Origin of the sequence: Camelimonas abortus, assembly GCF_042432745.1 — a bacterium.
GTDB classification, from domain to species: domain Bacteria; phylum Pseudomonadota; class Alphaproteobacteria; order Rhizobiales; family Beijerinckiaceae; genus Camelimonas; species Camelimonas abortus.
Map to the genome: position 1 here is coordinate 741413 of NZ_JBHLWR010000006.1, position 21814 is coordinate 763226.

Below are 21814 nucleotides of genomic sequence, written 5' to 3' on the forward strand. Positions count from 1 at the left end.
CGGAGCGTCACGCGCCCTCAGAAGGCCAGCGTCAGCCGGCTGGCGACGCCGTGCTCCTGGCGCCCGCCGCGCGTCAGCGTCGCGGACAGCGCCAGATCGTTGCGGATGAAGTCGCCGAGCGTCACGCCGAGGCCCACCCGCATCTCGCCGCAGATCTCGCGCCCGGCCGGCGCGCCGTTGCGGATGACCAGCTCCGGCGTTCCCTCGAAGGACGAGCGGATGACGCGCCGCCCGCCGCCGCCGGAGGCCACCGCCACCCGCAGGTCCGCGAACGGCGCCGCCTCCAGCGGGCCGGCGGCCGTCCCCGCGCGCCAGAGCCCCGAGACCTGCACGCCGGCGTTCGCCACGGTCCGCGCGCTCCCGTGGCTGGCGACGGTCTGGATCACCAGCGGCGGGCCCTGCTCGCGCCAGGCGTCCATCCGCATGCTGGCGTGGCGCACGCCCGCCACCGGCGCCACCGTGATCCCGCCGCGCGCCTGCAGCCGGTAGCCGCCTTCCACGGCGATGGAATGGCCGGCGCCCTTCGGCGCGGCCGTGACGCCGTCGCCGGAGAGGGGCAGGCGCCGCCGGGCGTTGAAGCGCGCGACGTGAACCGCCGCCGTCGCCGCGCCGAACCAGCCGCCGTCGCTGAAGGCGCCGGCGACGCCCGCGTGCAGCGCGTGGCCCTGCGTGCGCGCCAGCCGGCCGCTGGCGGCGATGATGTCGCCGCCGGCGATGAGCCCCGCGCGCCAGCGCTGGTCGAAATCGAGGCCCGCGCCGCCGGCGAAGGCGTGACGCGACGCGCTGAAGGCCTCCTGGTCGCCCGCCGCGGGCGCGCGCTCGCGCGCGCCGCCGCCGCTGGCGAAGACGAAGGGCGTCGGCCCGGCCAGCTGCGACGGCGCCGCCGGCGCAAGGCGTCGGGCGGCGCGCCACGTCACTTCGCGGCTGAAGCCGTCGGCCGCCTGCGCCGCCAGATGGCCCGGACGGGCGACGCCTGCGCCCGCCGTCACCTGCCCGGCGATGATCTCCGCCAGCCGCTGGCGCAGCGCCGCGCTCACCGCGAGCGGCCGGACCGGACCAGTCGCCGGCGGCGGGGGCGGCGGCAGGTCGTCGTCGGGACCGTCGCTGTCGCCGCCGTCGCTGTCGCCGGAGAGGGACCAGGAGGAGCCGCTCCGCGTCGGCGGCGTGAAATAGAACGGCGCCGAGAGGGCGCCGGACGCCGTGCTGTCGCCATCATCATCATCGGCTGCGGCTGCGCGGAACGGCGCCGTCTGAGGCCCGGCGCTGGCGGCGGGGGGCGGCGGCAGCGTCCGCTGCGCCGCGTCCGCGTCGACGTAATGGATGTTCATGCCGGAGTCGCGGCTGAGCTGCGCCAGGGCGGCGCGCAGGGCGCCGAGCGCCCCCATCGCCGCCACGTTCCGGACGACGCCGGCCGCGACCGGCCGGGCGACGTCTCCGGCCGCCTTCCAGCCGCCGGTGAGCAGTTGCGGCAGGTAAAGCGACGCGGCGAAGACATAATGTCCCGCTCCCGCCCAGACCACCGGCAGGTCGCGCGCGCCGAAGCGGCCGCCGCGCGCCGCGAAGCCGTGCAGCTGCGCCGTGAGGTCCGGCGGCTCTCCCGTGGCGTCGAACCCCGTGGCGAGGTCGCCGTCGCCCGCTAGGGTCAGGCCGGGGGCCGCGCCGAGCGGCGCCACGAAGGAGGGCGGGGGCGGCTCCGGCGGAACGGACGGCTGCGCGCGTCCTGCGTCCATGGAGGCGAAGAACCTGTCCAGGATGGACCATGCGTCCCGGGCCCGGCTGCTGGCCTGGTCCGCGTCCATGGGGCGCTCGCCGAAGGCGTACACGCGCGCCGCCGGCTCCGCCTGGGCGCTGGCGACGGCGGACAGCAAGAGAAACCCGTAACAAAATCGCTTTGGCATGCGTGAATCACTCCTTCTTTGCGGAAGGAGGAACGAGCGATGCAAATGAATGTCCTGATATCCCAGATCAGGGGCAAAAAACGCGCCGCTTTTCCGTTCTGGCGTAAATTTGACGTTTTGTGCGACGGATTGGCGCGGATGGGCGCGGATATTCCGGACGTTCCGTCCGCCTCTGGGGAAGTATATGCTGCATGGCCGGATTCTTCTGGAAAACTGTCCGCCGCGCGGTCGTGATGACCGGCGGGCGCAGCCGGCCTCCGGCGACGCCAGGCGCCGGCCGGGGGGCGGGGCGCCCGGTCGCCGGCATCTTGCGCCTTCACCTTGCGCCGCCCGGGGGGTATAGCTGCGCCAGCTCCGGCGCCGCGCGCGCCTGGGCGCTTCTCCCGCCCCCCTGATTTGGACGCTGCAGGGCGCGGCGCCGGCCGGCGCGAACCCGCGCCGGCGGCCGGCGTCGCCATTTCGACAGGAACGCCATGGCCGCCAGTTTCTCCGGACTTCCCTTCGACGATATCCGCCAGATGATCCGCGAGCTGCCGGGGCCGGACATGGACGCCGTCGCCGCCGTGCGCGAGCGCGACGCGCGCCTCACCAAGCCGGCCGGTTCGCTGGGCCGGCTGGAGAGCCTGGTGGAGTGGCTGGCCGCGTGGCAGGGCCGCTCGCGGCCCATGGTCAACCGGCCGGTGGTGTGCGTGTTCGCCGGCAACCACGGGGTGGCGCGTCGCGGCGTCTCCGCCTATCCGCAGAGCGTCACGCGGCAGATGCTGGAGAATTTCGCCGCCGGCGGCGCCGCCATCAACCAGATCTGCGCCGCCTTTGACCTTGGCTTCAAGGTGTTCGACCTCGCCCTCGACGTGCCCACCGGCGACATCACCTGCGAGGACGCGCTGGACGAGCGCTCCTGCGTCGCCACCATGGCCTTCGGCATGGAGGCGATCGCCGGCGGAACCGACCTGCTGTGCCTCGGCGAGCTGGGCATCGCCAACACCACCGTGGCCGCGGCCATTTTCGCCGCGCTCTACGGCGGCGGCGCGGCGAAGTGGGTGGGCCGGGGCACCGGTCTCGACGACGCCGGACTCGCCCGCAAGATCGCCGCGGTGGAGGCGGCGCTCGCCCATCACGGGCCCCATCTGAAGGATCCGCTGGAGGTGCTGCGCCGCCTTGGCGGCCGCGAGATCGCCGCCTCCGCCGGCGCCATTCTCGCCGCCCGCGCCCAGCGCATTCCGGTGGTGATCGACGGCTATGTCATCACCGCCGCCGCCGCGGTGCTGCACGCGCTCGAGCCCACGCTGGTGGATCACTGCGTCGCCGGCCACTGCTCGGCCGAGGGCGCGCACGCCGAGGCGCTGGCGCGCATCGGCAAGAAGCCGGTGCTCGATCTGGGCATGCGCCTTGGCGAAGGCACCGGCGCCGCGCTGGCGGCGGGCATTATCAGGGCCGCCGCGGCGTGCCACAACAACATGGCGACCTTCGACGAAGCCGGGGTTTCCGGCCGGTCGGAGGGCTGACGCCGCAGGGTCCGCCGCCGGAGCGGCCGGGGCGGGTCCATGCACGGGAGGCTGCCGGAGGCGGTATGGGACGCGCGCCGCGACGCCGCAGGGGATGGAGGCTGCAGCGGCTTGGCGCCGCCGACCTGCTGCTGGCCGCGTGCCTGCTGGTCGCCTGCGCCGCCGGCCTCGCCATGCTGCCCGGCGACGAGCGCGGCGACGAGCTGCGCGGGCGCGCCCGCGCCGTCGACGGCGATTCGATCCGTATCGACGGCCGCGACATCCGCCTCGCCGGCATCGACGCCCCGGAACTGCGCCAGACTTGCGAACGCGCCGGCCGGAGCTGGAGCTGCGGCGAGGCCGCCCGCAGCGCGCTGGCCGTGCGTCTGGGGCGCGGCGAGACCACCTGCCGGCTGCGCGGCGTCGACGTCTATGGCCGCGCCCTGGCCGTCTGCTTCGCCGGCGGCGAGGAGCTGAACGCCGCCCTGGTGCGCGAGGGTCTCGCCATCGGCTACGGCGGCTACCAGCGCGAGGAGGCGGAGGCGCGGGCGGCGCGGCGCGGCGTCTGGGCCGGCGATTTCATGACGCCGCGCGAATGGCGCCGCCTGCATCCGCGCCGGCCGTAGCCGCAGGCGGCGCGCCGCTGCGCCGTCCGTCGCGCCGGCGCCATGCGGCGCACGCATGAGGCCGGCGAAGAATGCGGAACTTTTGCGCCCGGCGCATGCATGTGCGCTGGCGCACCGACGTCCGCGGCGCGGGCCGCTAGAAGAACGTCATCAACGCCAGCAACCATCCTGGAATTGAGACCCCCAGAAAGGCGTCGCGTTCCCCACGCGACGTCTTTTTTCTGCCTGTTCCTCCTGGCTGTCCGGCGCCGGCGTCCATGCCGGCCGCCCCCGTCTGTCGCGGCGCTGGCGGAGGGAACCTGCGGCGGGCCGGCGCGTTGTGCCTGTGACCGTGCCCGGGGTCGCGCCATGGTTTCGCGCCACGGCGCCTTGTCCGGAGCCGGTCATGAGGCCCCCTCAGTCCCCGACCTCCGGGCGTCTTCCGGCGCAGGGTCCGCCCTGTCACGGAAGACGCCCTTTTTTCTGTCCGTCTCCCGCGCGGGCGGCCTGCGGCGCGCAGGCCGGGGATGACGGCCGTTGCGGGCGGCGCGGCCGCGCCTGCGTTATTGACGTCGCCGCGCCCTGGTGGTCCCCTCGCGGGAGGTGAGGAGACATTGCCGATGAAGCTTTACGAAACGCCCCGCACGCCCAACCCGCGTCGCGTCCATATCTTCATGGCCGAGAAGGGCATCGACATCCCGCGCGTGACCGTCAATCTCGCCGCGCTGGAGCACAAGAGCGATTCATTCGCCAGGATCACCCCGGTGCAGCGCGTGCCGGCGCTGGAGCTGGACGACGGCACGGTCATCGCCGAGTCGGTGGCCATCTGCCGCTATCTGGAGGAGCTGTACCCGGACCCGCCGCTGTTCGGCGTCGACACGAAATCGCGCGCCCAGGTGGAGATGTGGAACCGCCACGTGGAGTTCTATCTGGCGCTGCCGGTTTTCGCCGCCTTCCGCCACATCAATCCGGCAATGGCCGCCATGGAGCAGCCGCAGATTCCGGAGTGGGGCGAGGCCAACAAGGTCAAGGCGGTGGAGTTCATGCGCCTGCTGGACCGCGAGCTGGCCAGCCGCGAGTTCATCGCCGGCGACCGCTTCTCCGTGGCCGACATCACCGCCATCTGCGTCATTGACTTCGGCAAGGTGGCGAAGATTGGCGTGCCGGAGGAGCTGGCCAGTCTCAACCGCTGGCGCGCCGCCGTTTCGGCCCGTCCGAGCGCCAGCGCGGTCTGAGCCCCATGAAGCTGACGGTCGTCGGCTGCGGCGACGCTTTCGGCTCCGGCGGACGCTTCAACACCTGCTTTCTGGCGCAGGCGGGGGGCGGGCGCTGGCGCTGGATTTCGGCGCCACGACTCCGGTGGCGCTGAAAAAACTGGGGCTGGACGCGCTCGACATCGACGTCGTCGCCGTCAGCCACCTGCACGGCGACCATTTCGGCGGCCTTCCGTTCCTGCTGCTGGAGAGCCAGTATGTCTGCCAGCGCCGGCGGCCGCTGCGGCTGGTGGGGCCGCCGGGGCTGGAGCGGCGCCTGGCGGCGCTCACCGACCTGATGTTCGCCGGCGCCTGGCGCCGGGAGTGGCGCTTTCCGCTGGAGATCACCGAGCTGCAGCCGGACTCCGGGCCGCTCGACTGCGCCGACTTCTCCATCGAGAGCATTGAGGTGATCCATCCGTCGGGCGCTCCCGCCACCGGGCTGCGCGTCCGCGCCGGCGGCCGGCTGCTGGCGTTCTCCGGCGACACCGAATGGACTGACGCGCTGGAACGCGTCGCCGACGGCGCGGACCTGCTCATCCTCGAATGCATGGGGCGCGGCAGGGGCCGGTACGGCGTTGCGCCGGCGCACCTCGACCTGGAGACCATCGAGGCGAAGCGCTGGCGGCTGCGGGCGGCGCGCATCCTGCTCACCCATCTCGGCCCCACCATGCTCACCCGCGCCGCCGCCGCCCATGCGCGCCGGCGCGGCTATGAGCTGGCCCGCGACGGCCTGGTCATCGAGCTGTGAGGCGGGCGCGCCGCCAGCGCGCCCGCGGGACTCAGGGCTTCGGCAGGCGGGCGATGAGGCTGGAGGTGTCCCAGCGGCCGCCGCCCATGGCCTGCACCTCGCCGTAAAACTGGTCGACGAGGGCGGTCACCGGCAGGCTGGCGCCGTTGCGCCGGGCCTCGGCGAGACAGATGGCCAGGTCCTTGCGCATCCAGTTGACGGCGAAGCCGAAGTCGAACTGCCCGGCGGCCATGGTCCTGTGACGGTTCTCCATCTGCCACGACTGGGCGGCGCCCCTGGAGATCACGTCGATCACCGCCTCCACGTCGAGGCCGGCGTGCTGGGCGAAGCTGATTCCTTCCGCCAGCGCCTGCACCAGGCCGGCGATGCAGATCTGGTTGACCATCTTGGTGAGCTGTCCGGCGCCGGCGGGACCCATCAGCCGGCAGGCGCGGGCGTAGGCGGCGATCACCGGCCGGGCCTTCGCGTAATGTTCCGGATCGCCGCCGCACATCACCGTGAGGGCGCCGTTCTCGGCCCCCGCCTGGCCGCCGGACACCGGCGCGTCAATGAAGCCGAGGCCGCGCCGCGCCGCTTCGGCGGCCAGCTCGCGGGCCACGTCGGCGGAGGCGGTGGTGTGGTCGACGAACACGGCGCCCGGCGCCATGGCGTGGAAGGCGCCGTCCGGACCGATGGTCACCTCGCGCAGGTCGTCGTCATCGCCCACGCATGCGAAAACGAGCTCGGCGCCGGCGGCGGCCTCGCGCGGCGTGCCGGCGCTGGCGCCGGCATGCTTCTCCAGCCATGCCGCAGCCCGTGCCGTCGTGCGGTTGTACACCGTCACCGCATGCCCGTGCGCCGCAAGATGTCCCGCCATGGGAAAGCCCATCACGCCCAGTCCGATAAACGCCGTTTTCGCCATTGCCGCTCTCCGTGGTCTCGCTGGCGCCGCGGGCGCGGCCCTGTCCATGGGCCGGCCGCCTCGCGTCCGGGCCGTTTATAGACCGCGCCGCGGGGCGCTGTCGCCAGGGGGGCGGCGGGGCTGGCGCGCAAGGGGCCTGCTCAGGGGGCCTGCGCAGGGGGCAGGCGCAGGAGAGGCGCGCGGGCGCGGCCGGCAGTGGCAGGACGGATGCGCGCCCCGCCGGCTGCGGGCGGGCCGCGGTCATGGCGGAGGTTATCCCGCGGCCGGCGCGGGCGGCGCGCATTGACCGGGGCGGCGGCCCGCCCCATACCTTGCGGCATGATCACCAGGGAACAGGTTCTCGCGGCGCTGGCGCGCGTGCCCGGACCGGACGGCGTGACGCCGCTGCCGGAAACCGGCCTGCTGTCCGGCGTGTCCATCAGCGGCGACCGGGTTTACGTCGCCATTCAGGCCGACCCCGCCAGCGCGGCGGCCATGGAAGGGCTGTGCCGGCAGGCCGAGGAGGCGATTCGCGCCCTGCCGGGCGTGGCCGGCACCGTGGCGGCGCTGACCGCCGAGGCGAGGCCGGGGGAGCGCCCGCCCGGGCCGCGGCCGGCGGCCGGCTCGCGCGCCGCGGCGCTGCGCCGGCGCGAGGCGGTGCCGGGCGTGCGTCACATCATCGCCGTGGCCAGCGGCAAGGGCGGCGTGGGCAAGTCCACGACCGCCTGCAATCTCGCCCTGGCGCTGGCGGGGCTTGGCCTGCGCGTCGGCCTGCTCGACGCCGACATTTACGGTCCCTCCGCGCCGCGCCTGTTCGGCGTCAGCGAGAAGCCGCAGCTGCTGGAGAACCGCATGCTCGCCCCGCCGGTCCGCTGGGGCGTGAAGGTGATGTCCATCGGCTTTCTGGTGGACCCGGAGGCGGCGATCATCTGGCGCGGTCCCATGGTGATGTCGGCGCTGCAGCAGCTGCTGCGCGAGGTGGCCTGGGGCGAGCTGGACGTGCTGGTGGTGGACATGCCCCCCGGCACCGGCGACGCCCAGCTCACCATGGCCCAGAACGTGCCTCTGGCGGGGGCGGTGATCGTCTCCACGCCCCAGGACCTGGCGCTGATCGACGCCCGCCGCGGCGTCGCCATGTTCGCCAGGGTGAACGTGCCGGTGCTGGGCGTGATCGAGAACATGTCCACCTTCATCTGCCCGGCCTGCGGGACGCGCTCGGACATTTTCGGCCATGGCGGCGCGCGCCACGAGGCGGAGCGCATCGGCGCGCCGTTTCTCGGCGAGATTCCGCTGGACATGACCATCCGCGAGACCTCTGACTCCGGCCGTCCGGTGGTGGTGTCGCAGCCGGACGGACCGCACGCCAGGGCCTACCGGGAGATTGCGGAGACCATCGCCGCCCGCCTTGCGGGCGCCGCCGCCCCGCGGCCGCCGCGCATCGTCATTGAGTAAGGCGGGGCGCCATGTCCGCCGCCGCGCCGCCGGCCGCGGCGCGGTCCGTGCAAAACCATTTCATGCCGTTCGGGGATCTCCGGGACTCCCGGCGCGCCGCGGCGGGCGCCGGCGCCGCGCCGCGCGCAGGGGCTGCTGAAGTCGCGCGACCGCATGTCGCGAAAAACGCGCGCACATCACGTGAAATTCGACGTTCGTTGAATTTTATTCTTCAGGACGGCCGTTTGCGGCAATATTTTACCAGTCTGCATCCGGCGGGCGCCGTGCGCAGATGTCGCGCATGGTGCGCAAGTTTGTAACTTTACTGTCCGCCCGGCGCTTTTTTATCATTTTCCGGTAACATGGGATTCTGGTCCGTGGGCCACGCCGGCCCCGGTCCGCCCCGCCCGGCGCGCCCGTCATGGGCGCGCCGTCGTGCAGGCCGGACGTGCGGGTGGGCCGCAGGCCGCAGCGCGCCTGATGCTGGCGCGCGCGGGGTGGGCGCGGGCGGCGTTTCGCCGGCGCCGGGCCATGCGGCCGGATCCTGCCGGCGAAACGCGAACGGCGCGGACGATTCCCGTTAACGGGGTCGGGCGCGCCGCAGGAACAGACCGGGCAGGCCGCGCGGCGAGGACGCGCGGCGCCAGGGCAGCACAGGGGAGACGCAGATGCCGCCAGTTTCGCCAGACCGTCGCCCGGCCGCCGTTTCGGGAGCAGCTCCGCTGGCGTCCCGCTCAGGCCCGTTTTCTTTGAGAATGTGCTCCTGGAGAATGTGTTCCTGGAGAATGAAAGCAGGCCGCGTGCGCGGCTCCATTCTGGCTGCGCTGGCGCTCACCGCGGCCGGCGGCGTCGGCGTGGCCGTTGACGGCCGCAGCCTCAACCCGCCTCCGGGCCTGGCGGCGCCTGCGTTGTCCGGCGAGGGCGTCTCCGGCGCGCCGTCGCGTCACGGGCCGCGCGTCACCCCGGTGGTTTTCCGCTACAGCGAGGGCGCCGGCCAGCCGCCACTAGACATCGTCTGGTAAGGCTTTCCGGGGGCGGCGGCCGGCGGGCGCGTTTGCGCCGTCCTTCGCCTGCCCTCGCGGGGCGCCCGTCCGGCATGGTTGCGCCGCCGCGCGTCGCCGTGGCTGCTCCGCCCGCCATGACGGCCCCGCGCGCCCGGCGCATTGCGCGTCGTCACGTCAGGCGGCGGGACGCCCGGGACGGCCTCCGCCAGGGGCGCGGCGGGCGCTCCGGCCCGCGCCGCCATTCCGCCGCCAAAACGCGCCGTGCGCCGCCGTCTCAGCGTCACCGCCGTCATGCCCGGGGCCTGCCCCGGGCGTCCGCCTGTCCGCGGGCGCGGGACTCCGCCCTCGCAAGGAGGGCCGTGGCAGGCACGGCCATGACGTGGCGGCGGGGGAGGCGGGGAAAGGCGGCCCGCCGTCGTGACCGCTCTGCCATCGCATGCCCGTCCGCCGGTCCAGCGCCGCGCGCCGCCCCGCCGTCCTGCGCCGCTTGCCGGCGGTCCCGGCGCGCCGCCGCGCTGTGCCCGGACACGCCGACGAACGTATGAGGCGCGGGCCGCGCCTTTTCCGTTGCGCCGCCGTCGCCGCGCTGGTTCCATCACGGCAGCGGACGGTCAATGCAACCGGCCAGGGAGGAAAGACATGAAACGTCGTCAGTTTCTGCAGGCGGCGGGCGCCGGCGTGGCGGGAGCGGCGGTCGCTGCGCCGGCGATCGCCCAGCCGGCTCCGGAGATCCGCTGGCGCTGCACCTCGAGCTTTCCCAAGTCCCTTGACACCATTTTCGGCGCCGCCGAGGACTTCGCGAAGGCCGTGGCCGCGCTGACCGACGGCAAGTTCCAGATCCAGGTGTTCGCCGCCAACGAGATCGCGCCAGGCCTGCAGGCGCTGGACGCCGTGCAGGCGGGCACGGTGGAGATGTGCCACACCGCTTCCTATTATTACGTCGGCAAGGATCCGTGCTTCGCCTTCGGCTCCGCCATTCCCTTCGGCCTCAACTCGCGCATGAACGCCGCCTGGGTGCTGGCCGGCGGCGGCCTCGAGCTGCTCAACGCCTTCTATGCGAAATACGGCGTCATCATGCTGCCGGGCGGCAACACCGGCACGCAGATGGGCGGCTGGTTCCGCAAGGAGATCAACTCCGTCGCCGACCTCAGCGGCCTCAAGATGCGCATCGCCGGCATCGCCGGCCAGATCCTGCAGCGCCTCGGCGTGGTGCCGCAGCAGATCGCCGGCGGCGACATCTATCCGGCGCTGGAGAAGGGCGCCATCGACGCCGCCGAATGGGTGGGCCCCTATGACGACGAGAAGCTCGGCTTCGTCCGCGTCGCCAAATATTACTACTATCCCGGCTGGTGGGAGGGCTGCGCCTCCCTCAATTTCTTCATCAGCGAGGAGAAGTTCGCCGGGCTGCCGCCGGCCTGTCGCGAGGCGGTGCGCGTGGCGGCGCTGATGGCCAACCAGCAGATGCAGGCCAGCTACGACGCCAGGAACCCCGGCGCCATCAAGCGCCTCGTCGCCGCCGGCGCCCAGCTGCGGCCGTTCCCGCAGCCGGTGCTGGAGGCCTGCTACAAGGTGTCCAACGAGCTGTATGACGAACTCTCGGCGAAGAACCCCGAGTTCGGGAAGCTGTATGACGCGATGAAATCCTTCCGCAACGACGAATATCTGTGGTGGCAGGTGGCCGAATACAGCTACGACAACTTCATGATCCGCGCACGCGCCCGCGGGCAGTGACGCCGGCGGCCCGGGCGGACGCGGGCCCGCGGCGCCCGCCGCCGGCGCCGCCGTTCGCCGGGGGGCTTGCGCCGGCGCCCGGCGCGGCCTACCTCCGCCGCACGGTCGCCCGCTGTGTGGCCGTCCGGCGCGGGCGGCGGGCGCGTTAGGGCAGGAGGGACGACATGGCTGCAGGCGGCGACGCCGCTTTCCGCGACGTGCAGGTGGAGGAGCTGCGGCTCAATCCGGCGAAGGACGCGCTCGCCATCACCTTTTCCGACGGGCGCTCCGGCGTGCTCGCGGCGGAGTTCCTGCGGGTGTGGAGCCCGTCGGCCGAGGTGCGCGGCCATGGCGGCGAGGGGCGGCGCACCGTGGGCGGCAAGCGCCGGGTGAAGATCGCCGCGCTCGAACCGGTGGGCAGCTACGCCGTGCGCATCGTGTTCGACGACGGCCACGACACCGGCCTCTACGGCTGGCGGCTGCTGCGCGAGATGGTGGAGAACCGGCAGGCCATGTGGCGCCAGTACGAGGCGGAACTGGCCGCCAGGGGCATGGGCCGGGACTGAGTCCGCCCCCCGTGGCGGCGCGGCGAAAAAAGCCGGCGCCGCGCCCTGGCGGACGCGGCGCCTTCATTTCCTCTGGCCAGCCCTTCATTTCCTCTGGCCAGCGCGGCGCGCCTCAGCGCATCACCACCACCTTGGCGCCCACCTTGACCCGCGAATACAGGTCGATGACGTCCTCGTTCACCATGCGGATGCAGCCGGAGGAGACGGCCTGGCCGATGGTTTCCGGCTCATTGGAGCCGTGGATGCGGTACAGCGTGTTGCCGATGTAAAGCGCGCGCGCGCCCAGCGGGTTGTCCGGACCGCCGGGCATGAACCGCGGCAGGTCGGGGCGGCGCTTCAGCATCGACGCCGGCGGGGTCCATGACGGCCACTCGCGCTTCATGGTGATGCGGTGCGTGCCGGACCAGGTGAAGCCTTCACGGCCGACGCCGACGCCATAGCGGATGGCCTTGCCCCCGGGCAGGACGAAGTAGAGGCGGCGCTCGGACGTCGAGACCACGATCGTGCCCGGCGGGTGTCTGGTCTGGTAATCCACCACCTGGCGCGGGATGATGGTCGCGTTGGCCCGGAAATTCGGCGCGTCGTAGACAAGCGGACGACGCGTCAGCGGATCGATCTGCGGATACGCCAGGGCGGCGGGCGCCAGCGAAACCAGTCCCGCCGCGATGCCGACCATGCTCAGTGTCAAGCGACGCATTGATGCCTCGTAAGCAGAATGGAAAACCGGCGTCCTTCGAAAACGGGCAGTGCTGGCAGGACGCAGCGGCTTCACTATGACGTCAAATTGCTCAAGAGGTTGTTAAAGCGCAATGACGTTCCCGGAACCGTGAGCGGGCGCCGCGCACAATCAATGGCGGCGTGTCGTGACGGCAACATCAGTTGACGGCGACGCCTGCCCCCAGGGGCCGCCCGCCTCTCCGGCGGGCGCCGTGCGCGACAATTCACAGGCGCCGCCCGTCACGGGCCGCGCCCTGTGTACGGCGCAGGCGGGCGCTTGACGGCCGCGAAGGCCGCGCCTATGAGAGGGGCATTCCCGGCGACGCGGTGACGGGTCGCAACGGCAAGGGCGGTTAGCTCAGCGGGAGAGCACACGCTTCACACGCGTGGGGTCACTGGTTCAATCCCAGTACCGCCCACCATTCCCCTCAGGCCATTTCATCAGTTCAGACAGCATTTTTGGCGTCCCGGACAGGGAAGCGGCGCGGCGCGCGTCTGCCGGCGGTCCGCGGCGGCGTCTGCGGGCGGGGCAGGGGGCCGCCGGCGGCTGCGCCGGCGGCGCGGACCGTCAGATCGGCGGCAGGCCGAGCCACGCCGAAAAGGCGTTCAGCACCAGATTCACCGCGATCGCGGCCAGAATCATGCCGAGCACCCGCCGCAACAGGTTGGCGCCGCCGGCGCCGATGACGCGCGTGATGCGCTCGCCGCCGAGAAACGCCGCCAGCATCACCAGCAGCACCACCGCCAGCAGGCAGGCCACCTGCGCCTGGCTGGCCACGGAGTCGCGGGCGTTGTCCATCAGCACCACTGACGTTGCCCCCTGCGCCTATTCCGGTTTGAAGTTTGATCTGGCCCCGCTGAGAGGACCAGACATGAAGCGCACGCGGTTTTCAGAAGAACAGATCATCGCCATCCTGAAGGAACACGAGGCGGGCATTCCGGTGGCGGAGCTCTGCCGGAAGCACGGCGTCAGTGACGCCAGCATCTACAAGTGGAAGGCGCGGTTTGGCGGCATGGAAGTGTCCGAGGCCAAACGGCTGCGGGCCCTTGAGGACGAGAACAGTCGCCTGAAGCGCATGCTGGCCGACGCAATGCTCGACAATGCGGCGCTGAAGGATCTTTTGGGAAAGAAGTGGTGACGCCCGCCACGAGGCGACAGGCCGTTCGCCATCTCATGCAGCAGCACGGGATGAGCGAACGTCGGGCGTGTAAAGCCACCGGCTTCAGCCGCATGAGCATGCGTTACCAGGCGCAGCGCCGGGACGATGGCGTCCTGCGCACACGGATGAAGGAACTGGCCCATGAACGCCGGCGCTTTGGCTACCGGCGTTTGCATGTGCTGCTGCGTCGTGAAGGCTTTGAGGTCAACCACAAGCGGCTCTTCCGGATATACAGGGAAGAGCGGCTCGGGGTGCGCCGTCGGGGCGGTCGCAAGCGGGCCATCGGAACACGGGCGCCAATTGAGCCGCCGCTGTCGCCAAACGAACGGTGGTCGCTGGACTTCGTGTCCGACCAACTGACGGATGGCAGGCGGTTCCGCGTGCTGACAGTCGTGGACGACTGTACCCGCGAGTGCCTCGCGCTTGTAGCGGATACGTCCCTCTCGGGGGCGAGGGTCGCGCGTGAACTGGATGCCCTGATTGTCGCCCGGGGCAAGCCAGCCATGATTGTCAGCGACAATGGCAGCGAATTCACGTCGAACGCCATTTTGACGTGGGCAGACAGGTCCAGGGTGCGCTGGCACTATATCGCGCCTGGCAAGCCCATGCAGAATGCGTTCATCGAGAGCTTCAATGGACGTCTGAGAGACGAGTTCCTGAATGAGACGCTCTTCTCCACGCTGACCCAGACGCGCTCCCAACTGGCCAGATGGCGAGCCGATTATAACGGCTCTCGCCCACATTCTGCACTGGCGTGGCAGACGCCAGCCGCCTTTTCGGCAACGTTTGCGCAGCGGCGGGATCTGCCGTTGCGCCAGGTCGCGGGCTCCACGACAGATCCCGCTTCAACCACCCGTTCCAAGGCAACCCAAAACCGTCAGGTCGAACTCAGGGCTGGATAGAACTTGGGGGCAACGTCACCACCACGCTGAGCAGCGCTCCGGGGCCGGCGATGATCGGCACCGCCAGCGGATAGATGGCGGTTTCCAGCGCCGACTGGCGTTCAGCCGCCTCATTTTCGTGAACGGCGACCTCCTCCTTCGAGGCTGGCTGCGGCGGGCCCAGCACCATCACCCCGGCGAAGGCCAGCATGATCAGCCCGCCGGCGATCTGGAACGACAGCAGCGACACCTCCATGGCCTCCAGCAGCCGCATGCCGATGAGGCCGAACACGAGGATGACGACATAGGACATGGCCACGGCGATGACCGCCGCGCGCCGTTTCTGTCTGGCGTTGAGATGGCTGGTGGCGGCCAGGAACAGGCTGAGGTGGCCAATGGGCTCCAGCACCGCCAGCAGCGTGAGCAACTGCGTGGTCCACAGGTTCTGGTCCGGAATCATGAGGGCTCCACGTGACGGTCAGCGGCCGCCGTGCGGCCGGCCCCGGGGCGGGCTGTGGCGCCGCGCCGGGCCGGAAACGCGTCTGCGCGCGGGAGCGCATGCGGCTCCGGCCCCGCCTGGATCAGGCAGGCGCTCGCCGTCGTTCCCGGTTCGGCAGGGCCCCTGGGACGTGTCGCCGGCGCGGACCGGGCGGGGCGCGGCCGGGGCCGTCCGCGACAGGCGGGGCTGGTCCGTCCGCGACCCGGGCGGACGCGGGAGCGCATGCGCTCCGTGCGCCCGCACGTGGTTCGCCCCCCCAGGACGTCAGCGTCGCGGACACGCTAGCCAGTGGCTCCGCCGCGCGCAATGCAAGGCCCCGTGCGCCCTGCCCGTCGCCTGCAGCCGGACGCAACGGCTGGAGGCCGCGGAGCGTTGCGGCGCAAACCCGTGCGCCGCAACGCAAAAAGGGCGCGCATCCGGCGACGCGCGCCTGTTCAGGAAGATGGTTCGGCGATCCGCAACCGGAAAGGGGGCCCGGCGCGGGCCCATCACAAGTTCGCGGCGCGCGCCGCCCGCCGCCCGGCGCCGCGCGGGCGCCTCACGTCCGGGGCCTGTGACAGCGCCGGCCATGCGCCGGCGAAGCCCCCGCGGGCGCCGCAAGGCCCGGAGCAGGCCCCGGGCATGACGGCGGCGGGGCGGGGGAGGGAGCGCGGCTCAGTTGGTCTTCTTCACCAGCGGGCAGCCGCCCTCGGCCAGCGGGCGGAACGCCTGGTCGCCGGGCACTTCGGCGAGGATCTTGTAGTAATCCCACGGGCCCCTGGACTCTTCAGGCTTCTTCACCTCCAGCAGCAGCATGGAGTGGACGAGGCGCCCGTCCTCGCGCAGCACGCCGTTGTCGGTGAACATGTCCTGCACCGGGTTGGCGCGCATCCAGGCCATGATCTTGTCGGCGTCGGTGGAGCCCACAGCCTTCACCGCCTTGAGGTAGTGGGTGGCGGCGCTGTAGTTGGCGGCCTGGTTCATGGTGGGCATCTTGCCGGTGCGCCTGAAGAAGCGCTGGCCGAACTCGCGGGTCCTGTCGTTCTTGTCCCAGTACCAGGCTTCGGTGATGACCAGGCCCTGGGCGGTCTTGAGGCCGAGGCTGTGGATGTCGGAGATGAACATCACCGGCGCGGCGAGCTTCTGGCCGCCTTGGACGACGCCGAACTCGGCCGCCTGCTTGATGGCGTTGATGGTGTCGCCGCCGCCGTTGGCGAGGCCGATGATCTTGGCGCCGGAGTTCTGCGCCTGGAGCAGGAAGGAGGAGAAGTCCTGGTTGTTGAGCGGGTGACGGGCGCTTCCGAGCACCTTGCCGCCGGCGGCCTTGACGAATTCCCCGGTGTCGCGCTCGAGGGAGTGGCCGAAGACGTAGTCGGCGGTGATGAAGAACCAGGTGTCGCCGCCTTCCTTCACGATGGCCTGGCCCACGGTCTTGCCGTTTGCGTAGGTGTCCCAGGTCCAGTGGATGGTGTAGGGGTTGCAGTGCTTTCCGGTGATGTCGGAGCTGCCGGCCTCGGTGACGATCACCATTTTCTTGCGGTCATTGGCGATCTGCATGGTGGCCAGCGCCGTGGCCGAGGTCGGCAGGTCCATGATCATGTCGACGCCGTCGTGGTCGTACCACTGGCGGGCGATGGCGGAGGCCTGGTCGGGCTTGTTGAGGCTGTCGGCGGACAGCACCTCGACTTTCCTGCCCAGCACCTCGCCGCCGAAGTCTTCGACCGCCATCCTGACCGCCTCCAGCGCGCCTTGGCCGCCGATATCGGAATAGACGGAGGAGAGGTCGCCCATGACGCCGATCCTGACGGGTTTCTGGGCGTTCTGCTGGGCGAGGGCGGGCTGTGCGACGGGGCCGGCGAGACCGCTGGCGCCGAGCAGGGCGGCGGCCATGGCGGCCAGAAGACCACGGCGAAGCTTGAGCATGTTTCCTCCAGAAGTATTGGTTGTTGAACTGGCGTGCAGGGATGATGTCCTGGCGGACGGGCGCGAGGCAATGGGCGCGGATTTGTATTATACTTTTTGATAATGAAACCCGCGGCGGCGCCGGAACATCTGCCTGAAACCCGCTGCGGGACGGCGGCGACTGCCGTTGGGGCAGTCATGACTGACCGGTGAGAACGGCGGTCTGCAGGCGGGAATGGTAAATCTGAATGCATGAAGCGATTGTTATTTGTAATGTATTTTTGTTATGTTGATTATTTGTCGGCGCGTTTGAGATTGCAAATTAATATAATTATTTTAATAATCTATGTGAAGATATTTATCAGTCTCCTTGCTGTCGCCCTGTTGCTGTTCGGTCAGGGAGTCTTTAATTTGACTGTGAGGTCACGATATTAAGGAACTGACGGACGATTTTCAGGCGCAGCCTCCTCTGATTCCTGAAGAGGCCGGTTCGGTATCGTCCGCCTGACCGTCTTGAATGTTGGCAGGCGAGGAAATTCGCCCGCCAGCATTTTTGTCTTTCATGGCATTATTGCTTCAGCAGCGCGCACTCCGACTCCTCGACGGGCCGGAACGCGTCCCTGCCCGCGATCGTCCCCAGAATCTCCATGTAATCCCAGGGATATTTCGACTGCTCCGGCGCCTTCACCCGCGCCAGCCAGATGTCGCGCACCAGCTTGCCGTCCGCGCGCAGGGTTCCGTTCCTGATGAACGGCGCGCTGACCGGGCCGCTGCGCAGCCGGGCCAGAACCTTTTCTGGCTCCACGGACTTCGCCGCCTCCGCCGCCTGCAGCCACGCCAGCGTCGCGCTGTAGTTCATCGCCTGCGCCTCGGAGGGCGGGCGGCCCATTTTCGCCGCGTAGCGCCTGGAAAACGCGCGGCTCTCGTCGTCCGCGTCCCAGTAAAAGATCGACGAAACCGTCGTGCCCTGCGCCGCCTTCAGCCCGACCGAATGAACGTCCGAAAGCAGCAGCGCCATCGCCGCCGGACGCACCTTGTCGTCAAAAATCGCGAATTCCTGGCCCTGCTTCAGCACGTTCTGCTGGTCGGCGATGGCGCTCGCCACGCCGATCACGTTCGCGCCCGAGTTCTTCGCCTGCATCAGGTAGGAGGAGAAATCGAGCGTGTTGATGGGGTGGCGCACCGCTCCCACAACCTTGCCGCCCAGCTTCTCCACCGCCTTGCGCGTGTCGTTCTCCAGCGCGTGGCCGAAGGCGTAGTCCGCCGAAATGAAGAACCACCTGTCGCCGCCCGACTTCACCACCGGGCCGGTGATGCCCTTGGCGAACTGGTAGGTGTCATAGCCCCACTGGATGGCGTTCGTATTGCAGTGCCTGTTGGTGAGCTCGCCGCTGGCGGCGCCGGTCGCCACCGAAAGCCGGTTCTTGTCCTTGGCGATGTTCTGTACGGCGATGGCCACGGCGGAATTGCCGAGGTCCATGATCACCTGCACGTTGCGGGTGTCGTACCAGTCGCGGGCGATGGCGGCGCCGATGTCGGCCTTGTTCTGGTGGTCGGCGCCGATCACCTCCACCTTTTCGCCCAGCAGCCTGCCGCCGAAATCCTCCACCGCCATGCGCGTGGCCTCCACGGAGCCGGGGCCCTGCGCGTCGGAAAGCGGGCCGGCCATGTCGGTGAGCACGCCGATGCGGATGGTTTCGGCCCGGGCGGCGGACGCGGCTGCAAGCGCAAGCACGGCCACGCCCGCTGTCAGCAGACGTTTCATCATGTTTCCTCCCTGCGCGGCGGCGTCGCTCCGCTCTGGCGGCGGCTCTCCTGCGCCCGCGCCTGCAAAAAAGATCGCCCGGCGCGGGGCCGGGCGTCAATGCGCGCGTCGCGGGGCTCTCAGCGCCCGCGGAACACCGGCTGGCGCTTCTCCATGAAGGCGGCCATGCCCTCGGCCGCGTCCTCGCTGCGGAACAGCGGCAGCAGCTGCAGGAACACGTGGTGCACGTGCTCGTTGAACGGCTCGGAAAGGCCCATGCGCATCATCCGCTTGGCCGCCTGCACCGCCAGCGGCGCGTTGCCGGCGATTTCGGCGGCCAGCTCCCGGGCTTTCGTCATCAGCTGCCCGTCCGGCACGACATGGGACACGAGCCCCCACTCCAGCGCCTCGTCGGCGGTGAGGGTGCGGCCGGTGAAGATCAGCTCCGCCGCCCTGGCCCAGCCGATCATGCGCGGCAGGAACCAGGTGCCGCCCGACTCCGGCACCACGCCGCGCCGGGTGAAAGCCGCCGCCAGCTTGGCCGATTTCGCCATGATGCGGATGTCGCAGCCCAGGGCCGTGTCCATGCCATAGCCCGCCGCGCCGCCGTTGATCGCGCAGATGATGGGCTTGTCCATGGCGTGCATCACCGTGGGCGGCGTGTTGCGCAGGTTGAGATTGGTGGGGGAGGAGGCCGAGCTCAGCAGCGTGCGGCCGCTGTCGCCCTTCGGGCGCAGGTCCAGGCCGGCGCAGAAGGCGCGGCCCCGGCCGGTGAGGATGACGCAGCGCACCTCCGGATCCTCGTCGGCCTGCACCAGCAGCCGCGAGAGCGCGTCCAGCATGGGGCCGGAGATGGTGTTCATGCGCTCCGGCGCGTTGAGGGTGATGGTGGCGACATGCTGCTCCACCTCATACAGCACTTCGCTGGCGTCGGTGCGGGCGGCGTCCATTGGCGTTCTCCCCTTGTTGGCGGGCGCGGCCGTTGCCCGGCCTGCGCGTCTGGCTCAGGGGCAGAGAAAACACGCCGCGCCGCCCTTGTCGAGGGCGGCGCGGCGTGGCGGGCGCGGGGCCCGCTCAGCGCATGCAGGCCACGAAAACGCTGGAGCGGCGCGCCAGCTCGGCGAGGTCCGGCGGCTCCAGTTTGCGCGCGCCGGGGGCGCCGGCCGTCCACGGAACCTGTCGCGCGTCGAGGAAGCCCGCCGCCAGCGAGGCCTTCACCGCGAAATTGACGTTCTGCGGCAGGTCGCCGCTTTTCGCCATCACCCGCAGGGCGTTGAGCTTGGAGGTCACCACGCCGGTCACGTTGCCCCACTGGTCCAGCAGCGGGCCGCCGGAGTTGCCCGCCTGCACCGGGGCCGAGATCTGCAGGAAGCGGCTGTCGTCCTGCAGGCCGGAGAGCGCCGTCACGTTGCCGACGGTGAAATTGCCGCTGGTGGAGAGAATGTCGCTGTGGGGAAAGCCGAAGGCGGCGACGTTTTCGCCGAGGCGCACGCCAGGCCGCAGCGGCAGCGGCGGCGTTCCGGCGGCGGCCGGGGCGTGCAGCAGGGCCAGGTCATTGGTTTCGTCCCGCGCCAGCAGCGTCGCGGGCACGGCCGCCTGGTCGGCCGCGCGCACGGTGATGGCGCGGCAGTCGCGCGCCACATGGGCGTTGGTGAGGAAATGGCCGCTGGCGGAGACGCTGAAGCCGGAGCCGGTGGCGCGGCCGCGCTCCGGCGGCTTCTCGCGGGCGGGCCGGGACTGCGCCGGCGGGGTGGCCGGCGGCGGCGCCGGCGGGCGCGACGGCTCCGTAACGGCGCCGTAACGGGGCAGGGAGGGCAGCCGCGCGCCGGTCATCGACGCCCACAGCGACGCCGACACGATGGTGGAGAGGCGCTCGCCGTAAACCGGCGGATCCTCGCCGGACCACGTCATGTCCACGCCGACGAGGCCTGTTCCGTCGTCGTGATAGCGCACGTAGCGCTGGTGCGGCCCCTGGCGGCCCGCCACCACCAGAAAATCCCGCTTCAGCACGCGATAGACGATGAGGTCGCCGCCGCGCTGCATGGCGCTGACGATGGCCTGGTAGCTCTCCGCAAGGTTCTTGCCGGGGAAATATTCGAAGCGGATGCGCAGCCGGCTGCGCCCCGCGCTGATGTGCGCGCCGCCGGGCGACGGCGTCACCAGCGGATCGAGGCCGGCGGGAATCCAGATCCACGCCCGGCTGAAGGGATGGTCGAAGCGGCGCAGCCCCCAGCCGGCCAGCACCGAGCCGCCGGCCTCGAGCGCCTCCTTCACCTGGGCGTGGGTGAGCACGCCGGTGGGAGATTCGCCGCGCTCCAGCTGCAGGCGGCGGACGGCGTCGTAGAGCCGGGTGGAGTAGCTGAGGTTCGGCACCGCCTGCCAGTGGCCGGCGCTGGTCAGGATGATCTGCAGCCACAGCCGCAGGTCCGGATCCAGCGCCATGAACTGCCGCTCGGCGATGCGGTGCATGGGATCGTCCCGGCGCGCCGCCGCCCCCTCCGCGCCGGCGAGCACGGCGGCCAGCGCCGCCAGCCCCGCCACAATTCCTGCAAGCCGTTTTCCCATGCCCCCGGTCCCGTCCGCGCCGCCGCGCCCTGTCGCGGCGGCGGTCCCTGCGCTTCAGCCGATGCGGCGCGCGCCTCAACCCGCCGTCATCACGCCGCGTTCGGCCAGCAGCCGCGTGGCGGCCTCGAACAGGCCGTCGAAATGGTCCAGCGTCACGTCCGGGCCGAGCTCGGCCACCGGAATGTCCGTATAGCCGAAGGTGACGCCGACGCAGGGGATGGAGCCGCCCTTCGCGGCGCGGATGTCGGCGGCGCTGTCGCCCACCATCACCGCCCGGCCTGGATCGCCGCCGGCCCGGCGCACGGTGTCGAGGAGGTGGCGGGGATCCGGCTTCCTGTAAGGAAAGGTGTCGCCGCCGCAGATGACGTCGAAGCGCGGCGAAAGCGCCAGCGCGTCGAGCAGCCGGCGGGCCAGCCCCTCCAGCTTGTTGGTGCACACGGCGAGGCGCCATCCCGCGCTGGCGAAGCGCTCCAGCGCCTCGGGGACGCCGGGGAAGGGGCGCGAATGGTCGGCGATATGGGCGGCGTAATGGTCGATGAAGCGCGCGAACAGCGTGTCCATGCGCCTGGGGCCGACGCTGACGCCGGAGGCGGCGAGGCCGCGCTCCAGCAGGGCGCGGGCGCCGGCGCCGGTGAGCGCGCGCACGTCCTCCAGGGTGAGGGGCGGGAGGCCTTCGCCGGCCAGCACCACGTTGAGCGTGGCCAGCAGGTCTGGCGCGGTGTCGACAAGCGTGCCGTCGAGATCAAGGACGAGGGTCGGCTGCATGCGAAGGGCGTCTCCTGTCG

General features: G+C 71.1%; 20 protein-coding genes and 1 tRNA gene. 11 read left to right on the top strand and 10 right to left on the bottom strand.

From position 1 onward, the window contains the following. Nucleotides 1–17: 17 nt before the first annotated feature. Entirely contained in the window at nucleotides 18–1898 is a 1881-nt protein-coding gene (locus ACFFJB_RS05675; protein WP_376830278.1) for an autotransporter outer membrane beta-barrel domain-containing protein, read from the bottom strand. A gap of 39 nt (nucleotides 1899–1937) precedes the next feature. Between ACFFJB_RS05675 and ACFFJB_RS05680 the strand changes: the two genes are divergently transcribed. The 5 genes from ACFFJB_RS05680 to ACFFJB_RS05700 all read left to right on the top strand — a co-directional run bounded on the left by ACFFJB_RS05680 (nucleotide 1938) and on the right by ACFFJB_RS05700 (nucleotide 5991). Next, complete coding sequence (locus tag ACFFJB_RS05680; RefSeq protein ID WP_376830280.1) at nucleotides 1938–2132, top strand: hypothetical protein; 195 nt, start codon at nucleotides 1938–1940, stop codon at nucleotides 2130–2132. Between the two features lie 239 nt (nucleotides 2133–2371). Beyond that, entirely contained in the window at nucleotides 2372–3403 is a 1032-nt protein-coding gene (gene cobT / locus ACFFJB_RS05685) for a nicotinate-nucleotide--dimethylbenzimidazole phosphoribosyltransferase (RefSeq protein WP_376830281.1), read from the top strand. Between the two features lie 65 nt (nucleotides 3404–3468). After that, the gene (locus tag ACFFJB_RS05690; RefSeq protein ID WP_376830283.1) at nucleotides 3469–4008 is read left to right on the top strand and encodes a thermonuclease family protein; all 540 of its coding nucleotides are present in this window, start codon (nucleotides 3469–3471) and stop codon (nucleotides 4006–4008) included. 599 nt (nucleotides 4009–4607) lie between these two features. After that, entirely contained in the window at nucleotides 4608–5222 is a 615-nt protein-coding gene (locus ACFFJB_RS05695; RefSeq protein WP_376830285.1) for a glutathione S-transferase family protein, read from the top strand. Next, complete coding sequence (locus ACFFJB_RS05700) at nucleotides 5143–5991, top strand: MBL fold metallo-hydrolase (RefSeq protein WP_376830287.1); 849 nt, start codon at nucleotides 5143–5145, stop codon at nucleotides 5989–5991. The genes ACFFJB_RS05695 and ACFFJB_RS05700 overlap by 80 nt, the downstream gene beginning before the upstream one ends. A gap of 31 nt (nucleotides 5992–6022) precedes the next feature. On the opposite strand, the gene ACFFJB_RS05705 is transcribed toward ACFFJB_RS05700, so the two are convergent. Beyond that, entirely contained in the window at nucleotides 6023–6892 is an 870-nt protein-coding gene (locus ACFFJB_RS05705; RefSeq protein ID WP_376830289.1) for an NAD(P)-dependent oxidoreductase, read from the bottom strand. Nucleotides 6893–7210: 318 nt separating this feature from the next. On the opposite strand from ACFFJB_RS05705, the gene ACFFJB_RS05710 reads away from it, so the two are divergent. The 4 genes from ACFFJB_RS05710 (at nucleotide 7211) to ACFFJB_RS05725 (ending at nucleotide 11582) form a co-directional block, all read left to right on the top strand. Then, the gene (locus ACFFJB_RS05710) at nucleotides 7211–8323 is read left to right on the top strand and encodes an Mrp/NBP35 family ATP-binding protein (RefSeq protein WP_376830291.1); all 1113 of its coding nucleotides are present in this window, start codon (nucleotides 7211–7213) and stop codon (nucleotides 8321–8323) included. Between the two features lie 764 nt (nucleotides 8324–9087). Next, a complete protein-coding gene (locus ACFFJB_RS05715) occupies nucleotides 9088–9324 on the top strand; it encodes a hypothetical protein (RefSeq protein ID WP_376830293.1) in 237 nt (78 codons plus the stop codon). Nucleotides 9325–9945: 621 nt separating this feature from the next. Then, nucleotides 9946–11037: a TRAP transporter substrate-binding protein gene (locus ACFFJB_RS05720; RefSeq protein ID WP_376830295.1), complete on the top strand. Its 1092-nt coding sequence runs from the start codon at nucleotides 9946–9948 to the stop codon at nucleotides 11035–11037. 164 nt (nucleotides 11038–11201) lie between these two features. Then, nucleotides 11202–11582, top strand: a complete 381-nt coding sequence (locus tag ACFFJB_RS05725; RefSeq protein ID WP_376830297.1) for a gamma-butyrobetaine hydroxylase family protein — start codon at nucleotides 11202–11204, stop codon at nucleotides 11580–11582. 112 nt (nucleotides 11583–11694) lie between these two features. On the opposite strand, the gene ACFFJB_RS05730 is transcribed toward ACFFJB_RS05725, so the two are convergent. Further along, a complete protein-coding gene (locus tag ACFFJB_RS05730; protein WP_376830299.1) occupies nucleotides 11695–12279 on the bottom strand; it encodes a L,D-transpeptidase in 585 nt (194 codons plus the stop codon). A gap of 367 nt (nucleotides 12280–12646) precedes the next feature. Between ACFFJB_RS05730 and ACFFJB_RS05735 the strand changes: the two genes are divergently transcribed. After that, nucleotides 12647–12721 (top strand) — tRNA-Val (locus tag ACFFJB_RS05735). 146 nt (nucleotides 12722–12867) lie between these two features. Here ACFFJB_RS05735 and ACFFJB_RS05740 read toward each other — a convergent pair. Beyond that, a complete protein-coding gene (locus ACFFJB_RS05740; protein WP_376830301.1) occupies nucleotides 12868–13107 on the bottom strand; it encodes a MarC family protein in 240 nt (79 codons plus the stop codon). A gap of 64 nt (nucleotides 13108–13171) precedes the next feature. On the opposite strand from ACFFJB_RS05740, the gene ACFFJB_RS05745 reads away from it, so the two are divergent. Beyond that, nucleotides 13172–14361 (top strand): IS3 family transposase gene (locus ACFFJB_RS05745; protein WP_376828900.1). Its coding sequence is split into 2 segments (ribosomal slippage): nucleotides 13172–13421 and nucleotides 13421–14361, totalling 1191 coding nucleotides; the frame shifts between segments, so codons are not numbered across the junction. On the opposite strand, the gene ACFFJB_RS05750 is transcribed toward ACFFJB_RS05745, so the two are convergent. From ACFFJB_RS05750 to gph, 6 genes are all read right to left on the bottom strand, one after another. After that, nucleotides 14348–14800 carry a MarC family protein gene (locus tag ACFFJB_RS05750; protein WP_376830303.1) on the bottom strand — a complete coding sequence of 151 codons (453 nt, stop codon included), beginning with the start codon at nucleotides 14798–14800 and terminating at the stop codon, nucleotides 14348–14350. The two genes, ACFFJB_RS05745 and ACFFJB_RS05750, sit on opposite strands and share 14 nt — an antisense overlap. Before the next feature lie 693 nt (nucleotides 14801–15493). Then, nucleotides 15494–16741: an ABC transporter substrate-binding protein gene (locus ACFFJB_RS05755; RefSeq protein ID WP_376830305.1), complete on the bottom strand. Its 1248-nt coding sequence runs from the start codon at nucleotides 16739–16741 to the stop codon at nucleotides 15494–15496. A 547-nt stretch (nucleotides 16742–17288) separates the two neighbouring features. Continuing rightward, nucleotides 17289–18488: an ABC transporter substrate-binding protein gene (locus tag ACFFJB_RS05760; protein ID WP_376830306.1), complete on the bottom strand. Its 1200-nt coding sequence runs from the start codon at nucleotides 18486–18488 to the stop codon at nucleotides 17289–17291. Between the two features lie 116 nt (nucleotides 18489–18604). Then, nucleotides 18605–19414 carry an enoyl-CoA hydratase/isomerase family protein gene (locus tag ACFFJB_RS05765; RefSeq protein ID WP_376830307.1) on the bottom strand — a complete coding sequence of 270 codons (810 nt, stop codon included), beginning with the start codon at nucleotides 19412–19414 and terminating at the stop codon, nucleotides 18605–18607. A gap of 124 nt (nucleotides 19415–19538) precedes the next feature. Beyond that, entirely contained in the window at nucleotides 19539–21029 is a 1491-nt protein-coding gene (locus ACFFJB_RS05770) for a S1C family serine protease (protein WP_376830308.1), read from the bottom strand. A 75-nt stretch (nucleotides 21030–21104) separates the two neighbouring features. Continuing rightward, nucleotides 21105–21794: a phosphoglycolate phosphatase gene (gene gph / locus ACFFJB_RS05775; protein ID WP_376830309.1), complete on the bottom strand. Its 690-nt coding sequence runs from the start codon at nucleotides 21792–21794 to the stop codon at nucleotides 21105–21107. Nucleotides 21795–21814: the final 20 nt, after the last annotated feature.